Origin of the sequence: Phaeodactylibacter xiamenensis, from assembly GCF_965229835.1 — a bacterium.
GTDB lineage: Bacteria > Bacteroidota > Bacteroidia > Chitinophagales > Saprospiraceae > Phaeodactylibacter > Phaeodactylibacter xiamenensis.
This window is the reverse complement of record NZ_OZ245931.1, coordinates 5502026-5518380: the sequence shown is the minus strand read 5'-3', so window position 1 is coordinate 5518380 and position 16355 is coordinate 5502026. Positions and strand designations below refer to the sequence as shown.

Below are 16355 nucleotides of genomic sequence, written 5' to 3'. Positions count from 1 at the left end.
CAATGGCAGCCGCCCCTCATCCTAGTCGCAAAAGCCAATTTAATCTTAGATACCGGCGAAATGTTTCACCAGGTCGCGCGTCGTGATAATGCCTACCACCTTGGTGCCTTCCACTACCGGGAGGCACTGAATGCGGTGGCGCGCAAATAATTCTGCGGCTTTTTGAATGGAATTAGCCGGCGTTAAATAGACCGGGGTGCTCGTCATCAGGTCAGCAACGGTCAGAGATTGATCAAGGGGAATCGAGCCGTCGGGGCTGTTAAAAAGCCGTCGGCTAAAACCACGCATCACATCATTAGCGCTGATGATACCAATCAGCTTGCCATCCTCATCGGTGACAGGCAGGTGGTGGATGTCCATTTCTGCAAAAAGGCGGGCTATTTCGGCAAAGGCCTGCCCGGGCTTCGCAAAAAGAACATTTCTGGTCATAATATCGCTTACTGCGACCGTTGATGTGATCATACGTTGTGCTTTTCGTTGTAGTGACTTTCAGAGGAGGCACCTTTACGGTTTTGTTCCCGCAGTGCCCAGTGGTCTGTAGAGGTAGTTTGCATCCACAGATTACCGGATTTGCGGAAGACCTGTACGTTGAGGCCGAAACGGTCCGCCATAAGCTGCTCGAAGGAAGCCACGGTCATAGATGGGTCGATTTCGAAATCCTCTTTATTATGTACCTCCCGCACAAACTTAAGCTTCAGGTCCGCATCAATCCGCTCTTTGACCGGCGAGCCCTGACCAGACTCGTGCGCCTGTTTGTAAAATTCAATTTTCAACCCCGGGAAAGTCCGGTGGAATTCGGCCTGAATATCACGTATAGTTTTGCTATCAGAAATGATCATGGCATTGACTTTTGCTGCACAGCCGGGCTGCGCCTGATTTGGTTGAATTTGGCTGAGGCTGAGGGAAAGGGCCGCCAAAATCTGATTTTGGCGGCCTCCCGAAAAACTAACCTCACTAAATAGATTCTTAATACCTGGTTAGGGTATGGTATGGTATCTTACTTGACCACAAGGGTCGGGATGTGCTCATTAATAGCCAGCAGCTTTTCTGTGACGCTACCGAGCAGGAGCAATTCGACTTTGGAGTGCCCTTTGGCGCCCATGACGATCATATCCGCCTCCTCTGCTGTAGCAAACTCCATCAGGTACTGGGCGATGCCCGGTGCTTCCTGCATGATGAGTTCGATGCGGATTTGCTCTTTTTGGTCCGGGAAATGCGTGTTCAGAAAAGCTTCGAAGGCTTCTTCGTGGTCTTTCCGCAGCATTTTTTCGAACTGTGCCCGGGTGCGCTGAATTTTGTATACGCTGAGGTTGGGCATCTCGTAGATGTTGACCGCAACAATTTCAGCGGGTGTTTCCAGGCTTTCGTTCAGGGCCAGCGCATTGCGCATAGCGTTGATGGAATGCGGCGAGAAGTCAATCGGTACCAGGATACGCTTGAGCTGTACCTTGGAACGATCGGGTACGATCAGGGTGTTGCCAGGTGCGCGGCGGGCCAGGTTCTTGGCCAAAATCCCGTGCCGGCTCACTCCGCTCTTCTGCCCGATAATGACCAAGTCAGCGTTCACATCCTTGGCATCTTCCAGCAGTTGCTCTAATGGGGAGCCTTCCTTGACATCGAATTCCACATGCATGCCTTCGTGCGTGCTCATCCGGGCACGAATCTCCCGGTCCATCTTTGTCACTACCTCATCGTTGATCTCGTAATTGCTGATCATGCCCTCCGCTTCGCGGCCCAGCATAGAATTCAGCACATCAAACCGAGGCAGCACATGCAGGAAATAAATCGCCCCGGTAGGCACCTGACCTGTCAGAAAGTCAAGGTACTCCAGGGTTTTGCTGTCCGTACTTCCCAGCTCCAGGGCAAGCATCCCCTGCCGAATCTGGAAAGGTTCTATTTTTTGGCTTTTGCTTGTACTCATTGTGGCTTGGCTTAAGGACATCATAATGGTTAGGTATTTTCACTACCCCAAATGTAGACTTCACCCACCTTAGTTGCGATGATAATAATCAAAGCCACATGATGACTTTTATCAAATGGCTGTACATTTGCCGCAAAGGCATCAAGCATGGACCTGATTTACGCACTGGATATCGTGGGGACTTTTGTCTTTGCCATTAGCGGAATGCTGACGGCAGCCAATAAGCGGTTTGACCTGTTTGGCGGGTTTGTCATCGCTTTTATCACCGCGGTAGGTGGCGGCAGTGTGCGGGATATGCTTATCGGGGCAACGCCGGTGGGATGGATGCAGGACCTCAACTACCTTATCGCCATCGGTTGCGGGGCTTCCTTTGGTTATCTTTTCCAGCCGTATATCTACAAGCTTAGGCGTACGATGTTTCTATTCGACACCATCGGGATTGGCTTGTTTACCATTTTAGGGCTGACCAAAACGCTTGACTTTGGTATATCGCCGGTCATCGCGGTGATGATGGGCACGGTGTCTGCCGTATTCGGCGGGGTCATCCGTGATACGCTTTGCAATGTGGAGCCGCTGATTTTCAGAAGTGAGATTTACGCCACGGCTTGTCTGGCAGGTGCAGTGCTTTTCCTCATCCTCCGGCAGACCGGTCTGCCCTACGACTACAGCGTGATGAGCACCGTACTGTTCATCATTGCCCTTCGCATCGTAGCGGTCCGCTATCACTGGGGCTTGCCGGAAGCGGGACGGACGTCTAACCCTTCTGAAGACAGCTGAAAAGAAAAGGCCTTCTACTTTTCCGAAGGCCGCCGGAACAACTCCGGCAGCATCAGCCCCAGCCCCACCATAATAGAGACATCGGCAAAATTAAAAATGCCGGTGCGCAGGTTGGGGAAGCCCATATTCATAAAATCGACGACCTGATTGTAAAGGAGCCGGTCGTACACATTACTGATGCCACCGCCCAGGATAAAGGCAAAGGCCAGGATTTGCAGCTTGCTCAGGTTTGGGGAGAACAGTGTATACCCCAGCAGCCCGATCAGAAGCAGAACAGGCAGGACTTTCAGGCCCCAATAGCGGAGCTGCTCCGACATATCAGCACCAAGGCTGAGGAAAGCCCCCCGGTTCTCTACAAAGGAGAGGCGGAAGAAATCACCCAGGTAGGAAATCTGCCCGGCGCCCATGAGTTGCTCCCGGGCCATGCTTTTGGTAACCTGATCGAGCACGATATTGGCAATCACTACGCCCAGCACGAGCGCTATCCGTTTGCCATCTACAGTGAAGTTCATCATTAGTATTCGGTTTTATCAGTTTTGCGGGCCCAAAGCTCCATAGCTTCCAGGCTTTCATTGCGCATGCACTGCTGTGTGGGAATACGGCGCTCTTCCATGGGCCGGTTAAGCTCTTCGTAAATCATTCCGTCATCAAAGCCTACTGCGCTTGCATCGTGCCGCGTACAGGCATAGACCATACGGGCAGGGCGCGCCCAATAGATGGCACCCAGGCACATGGGGCAGGGCTCGCAGGAAGTGTACAGGGTACAGCCGTCAAGCTGAAAACTGCCCAGGTGCGCACAGGCATCCCGGATTGCCACCACCTCAGCATGAGCAGTAGGGTCTGCATCAGCCAGCACCCGGTTTTGCCCCCTGCCGATAATGACGCCATCTTTTACCACAACCGCACCAAAGGGGCCACCCAGGCCTTGCTCAACCCCTGCCTTGGCCAGTGCTATGGCGACGCTCATAAAGTCCTGATCCTCCATACCGGATTTTTGCCTGCAAGATACGATTTACGCAGGGAGATGGAAATTGGTATATTTAGGCCAACGAACATCCAACGAAAAATGACACAACCTTTCTTTACCAACGATGCGGTGATTCTCGGGCTGCTCATTAGTGTGCTGGCCCTGGTTTTTGTGACTTCTGCCAGCGAAAAACCGGGCTGGAAGAAATTCTATACCTACGTGCCCCCGCTTTTGCTGTGTTACTTCCTCCCAGCCTTGCTACACTGGCCACTTGGGCTGATTGCTCCTTCGTGGTATGATCTTGGGGCTATGGCAGAGCACTTCCGTGACAGCGGTATTGCCCCCAACCTCACAGAAAATGCCAGCTGGAGCACCCTCAAACAGATTATTACCGATCAAAATATCCCGAAGGAAGACCTGAAAAAGTTCGTGGTCAAATCACAGCTTTACTTTGTAGCTTCCCGCTATCTGCTGCCAGCCAGTCTGGTGCTGTTGTGCCTGGGTATTGACTTCAAGGGCATTTTGAACCTTGGCCCAAAGGCACTTATCATGTTTGTAGCAGCTACCTTTGGCATTATACTCGGCGGCCCTATTGCACTGCTGCTCATCGTTAATGTCTTCCCTGACCTCATCCCGGTCACGAACGACGAGCTCTGGCGGGGATTGTCTACGGTAGCAGGTAGCTGGATCGGCGGTGGTGCCAACCAAACGGCCATGAAAGAGATTTTTGATGTAAAAGACAACCTCTTTGCTTCCATGATTGTGGTGGACGTTGTGGTAGCCAATATCTGGATGGGCTTCCTGCTCTACGGGGCCAGCATTTCGGATAAGCTGGACCGCCGCCTCAAAGCAGACAATAGCGCTATCACCGACCTCAAGCAGCGCGTTTCTGACTATCAGGCGAGTGTGGCAAAGATTCCTTCCACTACGGAGACCTTTGTGTTGCTCGCAGTAAGCTTCGGAGGAGTCGCCCTGGCACACTGGGGCGCTGATGTAATCGTACCCTGGGTCAGCCAATTCAAAGCAGCGCTGGAAGCCGCCCGGATGAACTCCCTCATGTCAGGATTCTTCTGGCTGATTGTTATTGCCACTACCATGGGCCTGGTGTTATCCTTTTCCAATGCCAGAAAACTGGAGGGCGTTGGGGCTTCACGCTGGGGTAGTGTGTTCATCTACATCCTGGTAGCAACTATAGGTATGAAAATGAACCTGGGCGAGGTGCTTCAAAACCTGGGGCTTTTTGCTATCGGTATCGTTTGGATGCTCATTCACGTATCGACGCTGCTCATAACGGCCAAAATCATCCGGGCTCCTTTCTTCTTCGTAGCGGTGGGCAGTCAGGCGAACGTGGGCGGTGCCGCTTCTGCGCCAATTGTAGCTTCTGCCTTCAGCCCGGCTCTTGCCCCTGTGGGTGTACTAATGGCGGTGCTGGGGTATGCGTTGGGTACTTACGGAGCTTTGATCTGTGCCTTTTTAATGCAATCCGTAGCCGTGGGCTAGCCACAACCGTCCAGCTTTACATTTTATGCAACGAAAAGACACTTTTACCTTATAAAACACCAAAGCTCGTCCTCTTCTTTTGAAATTTTCAAAAACCCACCACATATCGCGGGCTTTATTGGCATATTACCAATAAAGCCCGCTTAATTTTGATTCCGTTCTATTTATTTTTATTTTTTCTTATCAAATTTGCAATAAAACAAAGCTTGCCTTAGATTTGTATTATCAAAAGCAGCAAAAGCGTTGCAAATTTTCAAAAATACTGTGAGGTGGCGAAACTGGCAGCCGCGCCCTCCCGTCTCGGGGGTGGAGATTATGGGATTAGCCTCCGGGCAAAACCACTCCGTGCAGGTTCGAATCCTGCCCTTACAGCAATTCAGGCGCTAAATGCAGCGCTTTGGTTTTTCTCAATACTGTGAGGTGGCGAAACTGGCAGCCGCGCCCTCCCGTCTCGGGGGTGGAGATTATGGGACTAGCCTCCGGGCAAAACCACTCCGTGCAGGTTCGAGTCCTGCCCTTACAGCAATTCAGGCGCTAAACGCAGCGCTTTGGTTTTTCTCAATACTGTGAGGTGGCGAAACTGGCAGCCGCGCCCTCCCGTCTCGGGGGTGGAGATTATGGGACTAGCCTCCGGGCAAAACCACTCCGTGCAGGTTCGAATCCTGCCCTTACAGCAATTCAGGCGCTAAATGCAGCGCTTTGGTTTTTCTCAATACTGTGAGGTGGCGAAACTGGCAGCCGCGCCCTCCCGTCTCGGGGGTGGAGATTATGGGACTAGCCTCCGGGCAAAACCACTCCGTGCAGGTTCGAGTCCTGCCCTTACAGCAATATCTTCATCTGTCATTCCCCTTTACCTAAATTTACAACAGGCACTTAACGCAAAAAAGCCGCTCCCTTTGGAAGCGGCTTTATTTTTTATCGTGGTGCCTTCGGTTTAGCTTCCGAAGTCGTCAAATGCGATGTTCTCCTCAGGTACGCCGAGGTCATCAAGCATTTTCATTGCAGCCTGCAGCATGAGTGGCGGGCCACAAAGGTAGTACTCAATTTCTTCCGGCTCCGGATGGTCCTTCAGGTAGTTATCATATAGCACCTGGTGGATGAAGCCGAGGTAGCCGTCACCTGATTTATCGTTAATGTCTTCTTTGACTTTCCACTTATCTACCTCGTTAGCCACTTTAGTATCAGAAAGGGCGATATGGTAGCTGAAGTTATCATACTCCTGCTCAATTTCGCGGAAGTCCTGCGTGTAGAAGAGCTCGCGCTTGGAACGGCCACCGTACCAGTAAGATACTTTACGGTCTTTTGTCTTTAGCGTGTGGAAAAGGTGGAAGATGTGCGACCGCAGCGGTGCCATTCCTGCACCACCACCGATGTAGACCATTTCCTTTTTAGTTGGCTTGATAAAGAACTCGCCGTAAGGACCAGATACCACTACTTTATCACCGGGCTTTTGATTGAAAACGTAAGAAGAACAGACGCCCGGGTTAACCTGCATCCAGGTATTATTCTTGCGGTCCCATGGTGGTGTCGCGATACGGATGTTCAGCATCACGATGTTACCTTCTGCCGGGTGGTTAGCCATAGAGTAGGCGCGGAATTGCTCCTCATCATTTTTCATTTTGAGGTCCCACATCTTGAAGTTGTCCCACTCTTCCTGATACTCGTCAGGCGCTTTATCAGTCATCCTTGGGTGAGCGGTGATATCAAAATTCTTGAAATCCACCTCTACCTTAGGAACATCAATTTGAATGTATCCACCTGATTCGAAATCAAGTGTTTCTCCTTCAGGAAGGCGAACGACGAACTCCTTAATAAAAGAAGCAACGTTGTAGTTAGAGACCACTTCACATTCCCACTTCTTAATACCAAAGATTTCTTCAGGGATGCGGATACGCATATCCTGACGGACCTTCACCTGACATGCAAGGCGCTTGTTTTCAGCTACTTCCCGGCGGGTAAGGTGGTTAAGTTCAGTAGGCAGGACATCTCCCCCACCTTCGTCTATGTGGCATTCACACATGGCACAAGTGCCACCTCCACCGCAAGCGGAAGGCAGGAATATGCTTTTATCAGACAGGGCGCCCAACAGGGACGATCCTGGCTTTACCAGCATTGGATTCTCTTCATCGCCATTCACGATGATCTTAACGTCACCCTGGGGGACAAGACGCTTGCGCGCAGCGATCAACATGAAAGACAGTGCCAGAATCACAAGGCTGAACACAACTACAGCAAATACGATCGTGGTCATTCTATCTTAGGTTTTGTATCTGTTAAATTGAACTCCTGACAGTCCTAAAGATAACTACAGCTTTTGAAAGTTGTTGTCATCGTACCGTCAGTCCAGCCAAAGGGTTTTAGCCATTGGTGGTGAACGCCGCCGGGTCAATCCCCATAAGGCTCATGAAAGCGATGCCCATCAGCCCGGTCAGGATGAAAGCCATCCCCAGACCGCGCAGCGCAGGCGGCACATTGGAGTAGCGGATTTTCTCACGGATGGCAGCAATCGCGATGATCGCCAGGAACCAGCCGAAGCCACCGCCCAAACCGAATGCAACTGCATTTGACAGGGTGTACTCCCGGGACACCATAAAGAGCGAACCACCAAGGATGGCACAGTTTACAGTAATCAGCGGAAGGAAAATACCCAGGGCACTGTAAAGAGAAGGTGAATACTTCTCCACCACCATCTCCACTAACTGCACCATAGAGGCGATTACAGCAATAAAGAGAATGAACCGCAGGAAAGTGAGGTCAACGCCCAGCAATCCGGACTCACTCAATAAGTACTCACTGATCAGCCAGTTGATCGGCATGGTGATACCCAGTACGAAAATCACGGCCAGTCCAAGACCAAACGCCGTTTGCACACTCTTTGACACGGCCAGGTAAGAACACATGCCCAGGAAGTAAGCCAGGACCAGGTTCTCGATGAAAGCCGCTTTAATGAAAGTATTTAGAAATTCCATTGTTACTCTTTGTTGAGGATTTGCGTTTGGTTATTAGGATACGTCAACGAGCTTGGTATTGTAGCTGCGCTGAATCCAGATCATGATGCCGATGATAAACATAGCCGAAGCCGGCAGTACCATCAGGTTGTTGTTGGCGTACCAGCCAAACAGCATGCTGTCTGTCGTATTCACCAGGTAATCAGCAGTTGGGCCAATAATTTTCAGCTCAATCGGGCTACCGGCAAACAGGCTGCCTTTGCCGAACAGTTCACGCACCACACCTACTGCCACCAGAATCACACCGTAGCCCAGGCCATTGCCCACACCATCGAGGAAAGAACGCCAGGGCTTGTTTGCCATGGAGAAAGCTTCCAGGCGGCCCATTACGATACAGTTGGTGATGATCAGACCGATATAAACAGACAATTGCTTATAGACCGGATAGTTCAGGTACTTCAGGGTCAGTTCCACCACCGTTACCAGCGAGGCGATAATGACCAGCTGAACAATCATACGTACCGACTTGGGAATGTAGTTCCGCAGCAGGGAAGTGAACAAGCTGGAAAAAGCAGTAACGAAAATTACCGCAATGGCCATCACGAGTGAAGGGTAAACCAGAGAGGTTACCGCCAGGGCAGAACAAATGCCCAGTACCTGCACGGTGATTGGGTTGTTGTCGTTGAGTGGGTCGGTGAGCAGCTTGCGCTCTTTTTTGCCAAACTGAAATACCGACTCTTTCTCTTTTACAGCAGTCTCAGCCATTGTTTTCTTGTTTTTATGTGAGGCGGTGAGCAACAGCCCACCGGTTTAGATTTTAGTTAATTGAGCAGGAAGCTCTGTTGCTTTACCTTATCTATGTAAGGCTGATAGTACTGCAGGCCACGGTAGAGCATTTCACTCACGCCATCCGCAGTAACCGTAGCACCGGAGATGCCATCTACTTCGTGCTTAGGGTCACGTGCACCACCTTTACGCACTTTGATAGAAACATAGTCTCCATCTGATTCGTAAATTTCCTTGCCCTCAAATTGCTTAGCAAACGAAGGGTTGTCTTTAATTTCCGCACCCAGGCCAGGCGTTTCACCCTTATGGTCGAAGGTAGCTCCTGCAATGGTATTCAGGTCGCTCTTCAGGGCAACACTTCCCCAGATTTCGTCCCATAGCCCATTGCCGCGAACCGAAAGGATATAGAACTTCTGCCCATCCTGCTCGTAAACGTAAACAGGCAGGCGGCGTTCCGCTTCCGGCTTTTTACGTTCTTTAGCCATATCGATACTTTCGGCTTTTACGCCCTCGATGATGTTGCCTTCCATATCTACCACCGGCTGATTCATCTGAGCAAAAAGCTCCAGTACCTGCTCATCAGTCAGGTCTGCTACTTTTTGTCCGTTGGGGAGATAATCCTGTACGGCGGTCAGGATAGCACGCTTGTTAAAAATATCTTCATTCGTGGCAGACTGCTCTTTGGTTGCCTCCCGAAGACCGGTGAGACTGACTGCTACAGCTGCGGTAAGAATGAGGATGAATATGACTACATATTTTGTTGACTCCATGAGTACTTATTCTTTTGATTTATGGAAACATTAGGCTTGTGCCGGAGCTGTTGCGGGTGCCGGCGCATCTGGTGTTTCTGACTTCATTGTGGCTTTGATTCGTTTTGCACGGCGGTTGATATTGGCCTGCAGTACATAGTGGTCAATCAGTGGTGCAAAGACATTCATGAACAGAATCGCCAGCATCCATCCTTCCGGGTAAGCCGGGTTGAGCACACGTACGATCATACCCACAAAACCGATGAGAAAACCGTAAATCCACTTGCCTGTCGCTGTAGACGAAGCCGTAACCGGATCAGTTGCCATAAAAGCCATAGCAAACAGGAAGCTGCCCATGTAGAACTGATAGTACCAGGGGACTTCCATAAATTCGGTTGCACCCCATGCGTTGAGCAATAACGCCATTACCGCTGCGCCAAAAACCATAGAAACCATGATCTTCCAGTCTGCAATTTTGGTAATGATCAGGAACAGCGCTCCCACGATAATAAGCGGCTTAGAGCTTTCGCCAATAGAACCCGGGATCGTACCCCAGAGCATTTGCCCAGTCGTATAGGTCTGTGTTACAGCATCCCAGCCTTCTTTAGAGGCAATAGCCAGTGGCGTTGCCCCCGTGTAGCCATCCACTACAGCTGAACCTCCGGCACCAAAGGTGGCGAGCCCGAGGCTTGCGAAGATGTTGTCAAAAAAGCCATACACTGCACCGTAGGCCTGACCGAAGTAACCGCCTTCGGCAGCCTTCTCGATACCTGCAATCCACACCTCATCACCTGAGATGTAGGTTGGGTAAGCGAAAAAGACGAATACACGCGCCAGCAGGGCTATGTTGAGAATATTCATACCCGTACCACCGAAAGCTTCTTTGCCAATCCATACGGCAAAAGCTACGGATACTGCCAGGATCCACAGTGGAATATCCGGTGGCATAATGAGCGGAATCAGTGCACCGGAGACGAGGAAACCCTCTTCAATACCGTGCCCTTTCTTGTAGGCATAATAGAATTCAATACCCAGGCCTACTACGTGCGTCACTACGAAGATCGGGATGATCTTGATCAAACCGTAGATCAGCTTGAGGTGAACGCCCTGCAGGAAGCCGGTGTACTCACCCAGTGCCACAAAGTGCTGATGCCCGATATTGTACGTGCCAAACAGGTAGAGCACCTGCAATGCCAGTACAACGTGAACCATCTGCCGCTTCAGGTCCATACCATCGCGGATGTGTACCCCGTCCTTTGTTGTAAAGTTGGGCGTAAAGGCAAAAGTGAAGAAGCCGTCATAAACCGTGTGTAAAAGTGGAGACTTTTCCTTGTCCGGCTCGATTTGCTTAAGTGCTTTTAATAATGCGTTTTTCATATCTCTATTATCGTGAGATTTTCAATTCAAGTTTAACTAATGCTTAGGCTTGCTCGCGCATAGTGTCCAGCCCCTGACGCAGAATCTGCTGCACCGGCTGCTTGGATACACAAACAAACTCACAAAGCGCTACATCCTCTTCCACGAGTTCAGGCAGCCCCAGACCTTCCATCTTCTCAAAGTCACCGATGAGAATCGACTTCATGAGCTCCTGAGGGTAAAGGTCCATTGGCAATACACTCTCGTAATTACCGGTTACTACAAAGGCGCGGCGCTCACCGTGGGTGTTGGTCTCCGCCTTGAACTTCATATCCGGCACCAGTGCCGATGGGAAAGTAGTGGAAATACTTGGCGTATTGAAACTCGGCAGCAACCAACCGAAGAGAGCGTAGTCATCTCCCTCTTCCACGACCGTGATTTGGTCATCATAGAAATCGAGGAAACCGTTGAGTTCCTTGCGCTTACCAGAAAGCACATCACCGGAGATAAAACGCACATGGTCGTTCGCCAGGTTATCCTTCAGCAGGTCTTCAATTTTGGCACCCACTTTAGTCTTGACGTAAAGCGGCTTTTTAAGCTCTGCCCCAGTCAGCGCCACCACGCGTTCTGCGTTGTAACGTTGCTCAGTGAAGATTTTGCCCAGCGTGAGCACCTCCTGTACACCCAGCGTCCAAACCTTAGCACTAAGGCTGATCGGCTTGGTGTGGTGGATTTGCACACCTACGTTACCGGCAGGGTGCTTACCATGGAACCAGCGTTGCTTCACGCCTCTGGCTTCTGTAAAAGCTTTGGCAGGAGCAGTATCACCGCCTGCATTCAGGCCGAGATAGACACTTCCGCTCGTCAGCTTAGCCAATACATCAAGACCCTTCTGAAAAGCAGCTTCCTGCCCCTCAACAATAAAGTCGAGATTCGGCGCAAGCGGAGCCGTATCAAAAGTCGAGATGTAAATATCCCGGGGCACCTCGTTGTAATCCGCAACCACATTGAACGGGCGCTGACGGAAGAGCGTCCAGGCACCCGCATCCAGCAGATACTCTACCAGCTGATCACGGTTGCTGTTGTCCAGATCAAAAGCAGACAGCTCCCGGTACTGCTGCTCCTTGTCTGCAAGAATAGTCACTGCAGTAATGGCACGCTTGGCGCCACGCTCAATAGCAATCACCTCACCGCTGACCGGTGCCACCCACTTCATTTCGGGGCGGTTCTTATCGAAAAACAAGTGATCGCCTGCCTTAACCTCTGCACCTTCTTCCACTACCATTTTAGGAATTGGAGAGATACCCAGAAAGTTGGTAGGCTGCACAGCGAAAGTCATCGCTTGTACAGATTCGTCAAGCTTAAGCTCAGCTTCACCTTCCAGCGCGATGTCATGACCACGGCGCAGGTACGTCACCGGAGTATCTTCGTCCAGGAAGGCAGGCTTTTTAGGCTTAAACAAGCGGCCAAGGAAACCATCATTTCCAGTACCAACTTCACCGCTATCCTCGTCAATGCCCAGCTGCTTGGCTTCAATAGCCAGCAAGTTGTTGGACACCTGAATGATGAGGAAGAAGAAAATCAGCACAGCGATAGCGATCAGGGAATAGGTCAGCACGGAACCAAATCCATTACCTCCGGACCCTGCCTGCGCCCAGCTAGTTGTGTAGGCGCCCATCGCCAGAATGAGCAGAATGCCTTTGCTTACTGTTTGTTTCATTCTTATTTATTCATTAATGAGGTAGTTTTTTCTACCCTAAAATTACTTACAGGCTTTTCAAAAACACCGCAAATATAGGAACCTTTTACCATAAAGAAGAAGCTGACATTTGCTTTAGTTTATTTAAGGCAATTATTTAGATTTGTTCTAAATAAATTAGCTATCCCCTTTATTATCAACAGGTTACAAATTGACTCGCAGCAGTCTTTCTGCCAGCAAGAGCCACATATCTTCCTGTGTGATCAAAAACACTAAATCTTTTGCCCTATAGACTTATCGAGTTTTCGATTTGTTCATGGCTGTGCTGTTTCTCCCAGGATTTTTGCCAGCTTGCCCAGGCTACAACAGCGATTGCCGTATAAACAACCATCAGCAGACTAAACAAATAGGCTTCCCGGCTGAAATACAATCCTATATATATGGTGTCGATCACCACCCAATATGCCCAATTGTCGAGGTAACGCTGAACGAGCAATAGAGTGGCAAGTATCGAAAACACCGTGGTAAAGGCGTCCCAGTATGTCGCTGCGGCAGGGGTATACTGATCAAAGAAGTAACCAAAAGCAATCGAGAGCAGAGTCCCGCCTGCCAGATATGGCAGATGCTCCTTCCAGGATAAGCGCAGAATGGGGGCCTTTGTGCTCCCCTCGCCTCCGTAACGCCAGTTGTAAATCCCGACAAAACCCATAACAACGTAGAATACCTGCAAAATGGCATCCAGGTAAAGCTCGTAAAAAGCATAGGATGCATACGCCCACAAGCTACAGCTGATGATGCCCCAAAACCAGCACCAAACCTTCTCCCGTGCGGCCAATACGATATAGAAGAGGGCTGTTATAGTCGCTGCCCAGTCTACCCAGCTCAGTACGCCTGCTTCCTTCATTATGTCTTGCATCATCCCACAAAGGTAAAATAAAAGTGGCAGGCACCACACCATCGGGTACCTGCCACTCTTAAAGCAAAAGCTTGTTGCGTTACTTTTATTTCACCAGCTCAAACTTATATTGAACGGTCTTCATGAGGGGAGTGCCGTTTTCATCAGACTCCGCCAGGAAAATATCAATATCGATGACTTCAGATTCGTCTTTTTCCGAGCTATCAAAAATGATCTCGAGCCGGCCTTTCTCACCAGGCTCAAAGGTTTCACCAGTGAGGTCATTGACCACTTTGGTGCAGTCGCAGGCAGAGATCAGATCAATAGTAAAAGGCGCATCACCAGCGTTGTAGAATACAAAAGTGTACTCTTTTTGCTCGCCTTTGCGTACCTGACCGAAATCCACAAACTCCTTCACAAACTTCATCTCAGGCTTGCCGCCAGGCAAACTGCCGCGGTCCGGTGCTTCCTTGGTAGTTTCTTTCTTCTGTATCCGCTTAATTGTAATGAAGGTCGGGCCTTCCAGAATTTTAAACTCGGTACGACGGTTTAATTCATACGCTCTTTCCTTTTGCTCTTGGGTTTCCAAAGCATCAATGAACTCCGGAGTCAGCACATCCCCTTCGTTCAGGAAATCTGCTAAGGCAGCGGCTCGTGCGTTAACGGTTTGCGGTTGGCTCTCGCCATAGCCTTTGGCCACGATACGGTCGCGGTCTATCCCTTCACGGACCAGCCAGCGGCGGGCAGATTCAGCACGGCGCTGGGAAAGGTCTTTGTTGTAATCGTCGCCCCCCTGACTGTCTGTATGAGAACTCAGCTCAATGACCATTTCCGGATAGTCATTCAGAATTTCAAGAACAGCGCGCAGGTCGCTTTCCGCCTCCTCCCGAATCCGGTCACTATCAAAGTCGTACAGAATGTTCTCCAAAACAATGGGCTCATTGATATCGAGTGTGTCGAATTCAGGCTCCGGCGGAGGCACAGGCTTAGGCTCCAGGTAGAAGCGGTGCTCCAGTGAAGTGGATTCTTTAACGCCAACCGTATTCAGCGTCACCGTATCCGGATAGTAATCAGGGTGGGTGCCGATCAGCATATAGGGGGTCTCCAAAGCCAGGTCAAAACCTACGACGTTACTTTTATCGCCGGAGTTTTGAGCATTTGGGGTGCCCATCTTATCGTTTGTCGTGGGGACCAGGTAGACGGTGCTACTTGTCAGCGGTTTTTTATCCGCCGTAAATGTGCCAACCATCAGGTCGACCACAATACGGGCAATATTTACCGTGTAGATATCGTCACAGCAGGTACGGCCATAAGCGGAACGTCCGCCGGCACGGTTGGAGGTCAGTACACCAAAGTAGCCTTCTTCATCCAGCGTGAAGCCATAGTCATCTACGCTCGTGTTATAGCCACGGCCCATATTCAGGACCGGGCTCCACTTCTCCCCATCCCATGTGGAGTAGAAATGATCAAATCCGCCCAGGCCAGGGTGGCCGGTGGAGGCAAAGTAGAGGGTCCCTTCCCGGTAGTAAGGTGTTTCTTCATCGCCAGGAGTATTGATGACATCCCCCATGTTGACCGGGGCGCTGTATTCGCCTTCGCCAATGAGGGTAGCGTAGTACAGGTCAAAGCCACCGTAGCCGCCTTCCATATCCGAAGCGAAGAAAAGGACACGCTTGCCGTAAAGTTCTCCCGGTGTAGGGTGCTTTGCAATGTAATCGCCGTTCACACCTTTCAGTTCCTGTGCGCCTGACCAGGAGTCGCCTCCGCCTTTGCTAAAGTAGATTTTACTTTCGGAGACGGTGTTGCCCTGCAGCTTGGCACGGGTGAAGTACATGGTGCTGCCGTCCGGGGACAGGCGTACGTTGCTGTTGTGGAAACCGGGGCGGTTGATTTCGCCACCCAGTTCCTGAGGCTTCGACCAATCGGTATCATCCAGGGTAGAGCGGTAAATCATGGCGTAGGTCTCTTCCATGTTCTCCTCATCCACGTAGATGACATCATCTGCATCAAAAGTGGCGAAGTAAATTTCCTTACCATTGCTGCTTAGGGTTGGCGTGTATTCAGACACCTTGTCGTTAAGGTCACGGCCCGCATTTTCCACCGTCACGCCTTTGAGATTTTGGGGAAGCTCCAGGGCCAGCTCAGCGCCGGAGATTTCGTTCTTTGCCAGAGTTTCCAGGCTATCTCCGGGATTAGATGCGAGGAACAGCTGAAATTCCTCAATTGCTTCTGTATATTTTTCGTTCATCTTCAGCAACTGCCCGTAGGTATAGCGGTACTTAGTGAATTCCTCTTCCTTGTCACGGCGCAGCAAACGGCTGAACCAACGCTCTGCCGAGCGGTAGTCGCGCACCTTGAACTGCAGGATGGCAATCGTATCAATCAGTGCACGCTCATCACTGTCCTCATAGGCATCCTCGTAGTATTCCAGCGCATTCACGTAGTCCAGGTTCGCCCAGGACTTGCGGGCTGCGATGAGGTTCTGTTCTACAGATGATTTGGTCAGGGGCTGGGCCTGCAGCACTTGAAGGCCAGAAAAAAGAATCAGCCCGAGAATTAAATATGCGTTTTTCATAGACTTTCCGGATAGTTTGTCCAATTGCTTTTTGTTTGGTAAACGCTAAAGCCGGTTGCAGCTTTTTTAATAAAACGTTAAATGATATACCGACGATAAAGTAGTTTGCCACCGCAAACCGACTTGATGTCGGCATAAACGCTGGAAAGTAGCCTGCTACGATGTCGCAAACCACTTTGTCA

15 protein-coding genes and 4 tRNA genes are annotated in these 16355 nt (G+C 50.5%); 6 read left to right on the top strand and 13 right to left on the bottom strand.

Annotated elements, in window-relative coordinates; translation table 11 throughout:
• Positions 1-45: 45 nt before the first annotated feature.
• The 3 genes from ACO08I_RS21015 to ACO08I_RS21005 all read right to left on the bottom strand — a co-directional run bounded on the left by ACO08I_RS21015 (position 46) and on the right by ACO08I_RS21005 (position 1921).
• Positions 46-462, bottom strand: coding sequence for an HPP family protein (locus ACO08I_RS21015; RefSeq protein WP_282775658.1), 417 nt, complete (start codon positions 460-462; stop codon positions 46-48).
• Positions 459-839, bottom strand: coding sequence for a hypothetical protein (locus ACO08I_RS21010; protein WP_152604901.1), 381 nt, complete (start codon positions 837-839; stop codon positions 459-461). The genes ACO08I_RS21015 and ACO08I_RS21010 overlap by 4 nt, the downstream gene beginning before the upstream one ends.
• 158 nt (positions 840-997) lie before the next feature.
• The gene (locus ACO08I_RS21005) at positions 998-1921 is read right to left on the bottom strand and encodes a universal stress protein (protein ID WP_421946981.1); all 924 of its coding nucleotides are present in this window, start codon (positions 1919-1921) and stop codon (positions 998-1000) included.
• A gap of 147 nt (positions 1922-2068) precedes the next feature.
• Here ACO08I_RS21005 and ACO08I_RS21000 point away from each other — a divergent pair, with 147 nt between their 5' ends.
• On the top strand, positions 2069-2698 hold the full coding sequence (locus ACO08I_RS21000; RefSeq protein ID WP_282775659.1) for a trimeric intracellular cation channel family protein: 630 nt from the start codon (positions 2069-2071) through the stop codon (positions 2696-2698).
• A 14-nt stretch (positions 2699-2712) separates the two neighbouring features.
• On the opposite strand, the gene lspA is transcribed toward ACO08I_RS21000, so the two are convergent.
• Positions 2713-3213 (bottom strand): signal peptidase II, encoded by a 501-nt coding sequence (lspA, locus tag ACO08I_RS20995; protein WP_282775660.1) that lies wholly within the window; start codon positions 3211-3213, stop codon positions 2713-2715.
• Entirely contained in the window at positions 3213-3683 is a 471-nt protein-coding gene (locus tag ACO08I_RS20990; protein ID WP_282775661.1) for a nucleoside deaminase, read from the bottom strand. Before ACO08I_RS20990 ends, lspA begins: the two co-directional genes overlap by 1 nt.
• Positions 3684-3764: 81 nt before the next feature.
• Here ACO08I_RS20990 and ACO08I_RS20985 point away from each other — a divergent pair, with 81 nt between their 5' ends.
• From ACO08I_RS20985 to ACO08I_RS20965, 5 genes are all read left to right on the top strand, one after another.
• On the top strand, positions 3765-5165 hold the full coding sequence (locus ACO08I_RS20985; RefSeq protein WP_044216471.1) for a DUF819 domain-containing protein: 1401 nt from the start codon (positions 3765-3767) through the stop codon (positions 5163-5165).
• Positions 5166-5428: 263 nt separating this feature from the next.
• A tRNA-Asp gene (locus tag ACO08I_RS20980) sits at positions 5429-5537 on the top strand.
• 42 nt (positions 5538-5579) lie between these two features.
• Positions 5580-5688 (top strand) — tRNA-Asp (locus ACO08I_RS20975).
• Positions 5689-5730: 42 nt separating this feature from the next.
• Positions 5731-5839, top strand: a tRNA-Asp gene (locus tag ACO08I_RS20970).
• Between the two features lie 42 nt (positions 5840-5881).
• Positions 5882-5990: transfer RNA gene (locus tag ACO08I_RS20965), tRNA-Asp, on the top strand.
• Positions 5991-6099: 109 nt separating this feature from the next.
• On the opposite strand, the gene nqrF is transcribed toward ACO08I_RS20965, so the two are convergent.
• The 8 genes from nqrF to ACO08I_RS20925 all read right to left on the bottom strand — a co-directional run bounded on the left by nqrF (position 6100) and on the right by ACO08I_RS20925 (position 16173).
• Positions 6100-7416, bottom strand: coding sequence for an NADH:ubiquinone reductase (Na(+)-transporting) subunit F (nqrF, locus tag ACO08I_RS20960; protein WP_282782853.1), 1317 nt, complete (start codon positions 7414-7416; stop codon positions 6100-6102).
• A gap of 106 nt (positions 7417-7522) precedes the next feature.
• Positions 7523-8134 (bottom strand): NADH:ubiquinone reductase (Na(+)-transporting) subunit E, encoded by a 612-nt coding sequence (gene nqrE, locus ACO08I_RS20955; protein ID WP_282782855.1) that lies wholly within the window; start codon positions 8132-8134, stop codon positions 7523-7525.
• A 33-nt stretch (positions 8135-8167) separates the two neighbouring features.
• Entirely contained in the window at positions 8168-8878 is a 711-nt protein-coding gene (locus tag ACO08I_RS20950; RefSeq protein ID WP_044148960.1) for an NADH:ubiquinone reductase (Na(+)-transporting) subunit D, read from the bottom strand.
• A 56-nt stretch (positions 8879-8934) separates the two neighbouring features.
• A complete protein-coding gene (gene nqrC / locus ACO08I_RS20945) occupies positions 8935-9669 on the bottom strand; it encodes an NADH:ubiquinone reductase (Na(+)-transporting) subunit C (protein ID WP_282782858.1) in 735 nt (244 codons plus the stop codon).
• Positions 9670-9699: 30 nt separating this feature from the next.
• A complete protein-coding gene (locus ACO08I_RS20940; RefSeq protein WP_282782860.1) occupies positions 9700-11025 on the bottom strand; it encodes an NADH:ubiquinone reductase (Na(+)-transporting) subunit B in 1326 nt (441 codons plus the stop codon).
• 43 nt (positions 11026-11068) lie between these two features.
• On the bottom strand, positions 11069-12724 hold the full coding sequence (locus ACO08I_RS20935; RefSeq protein ID WP_052515728.1) for a Na(+)-translocating NADH-quinone reductase subunit A: 1656 nt from the start codon (positions 12722-12724) through the stop codon (positions 11069-11071).
• 265 nt (positions 12725-12989) lie between these two features.
• Positions 12990-13622: a nicotinamide riboside transporter PnuC gene (gene pnuC, locus ACO08I_RS20930; RefSeq protein ID WP_421946980.1), complete on the bottom strand. Its 633-nt coding sequence runs from the start codon at positions 13620-13622 to the stop codon at positions 12990-12992.
• 82 nt (positions 13623-13704) lie between these two features.
• On the bottom strand, positions 13705-16173 hold the full coding sequence (locus ACO08I_RS20925; protein ID WP_044216481.1) for an OmpA family protein: 2469 nt from the start codon (positions 16171-16173) through the stop codon (positions 13705-13707).
• Between the last annotated feature and the right edge of the window lie 182 nt (positions 16174-16355).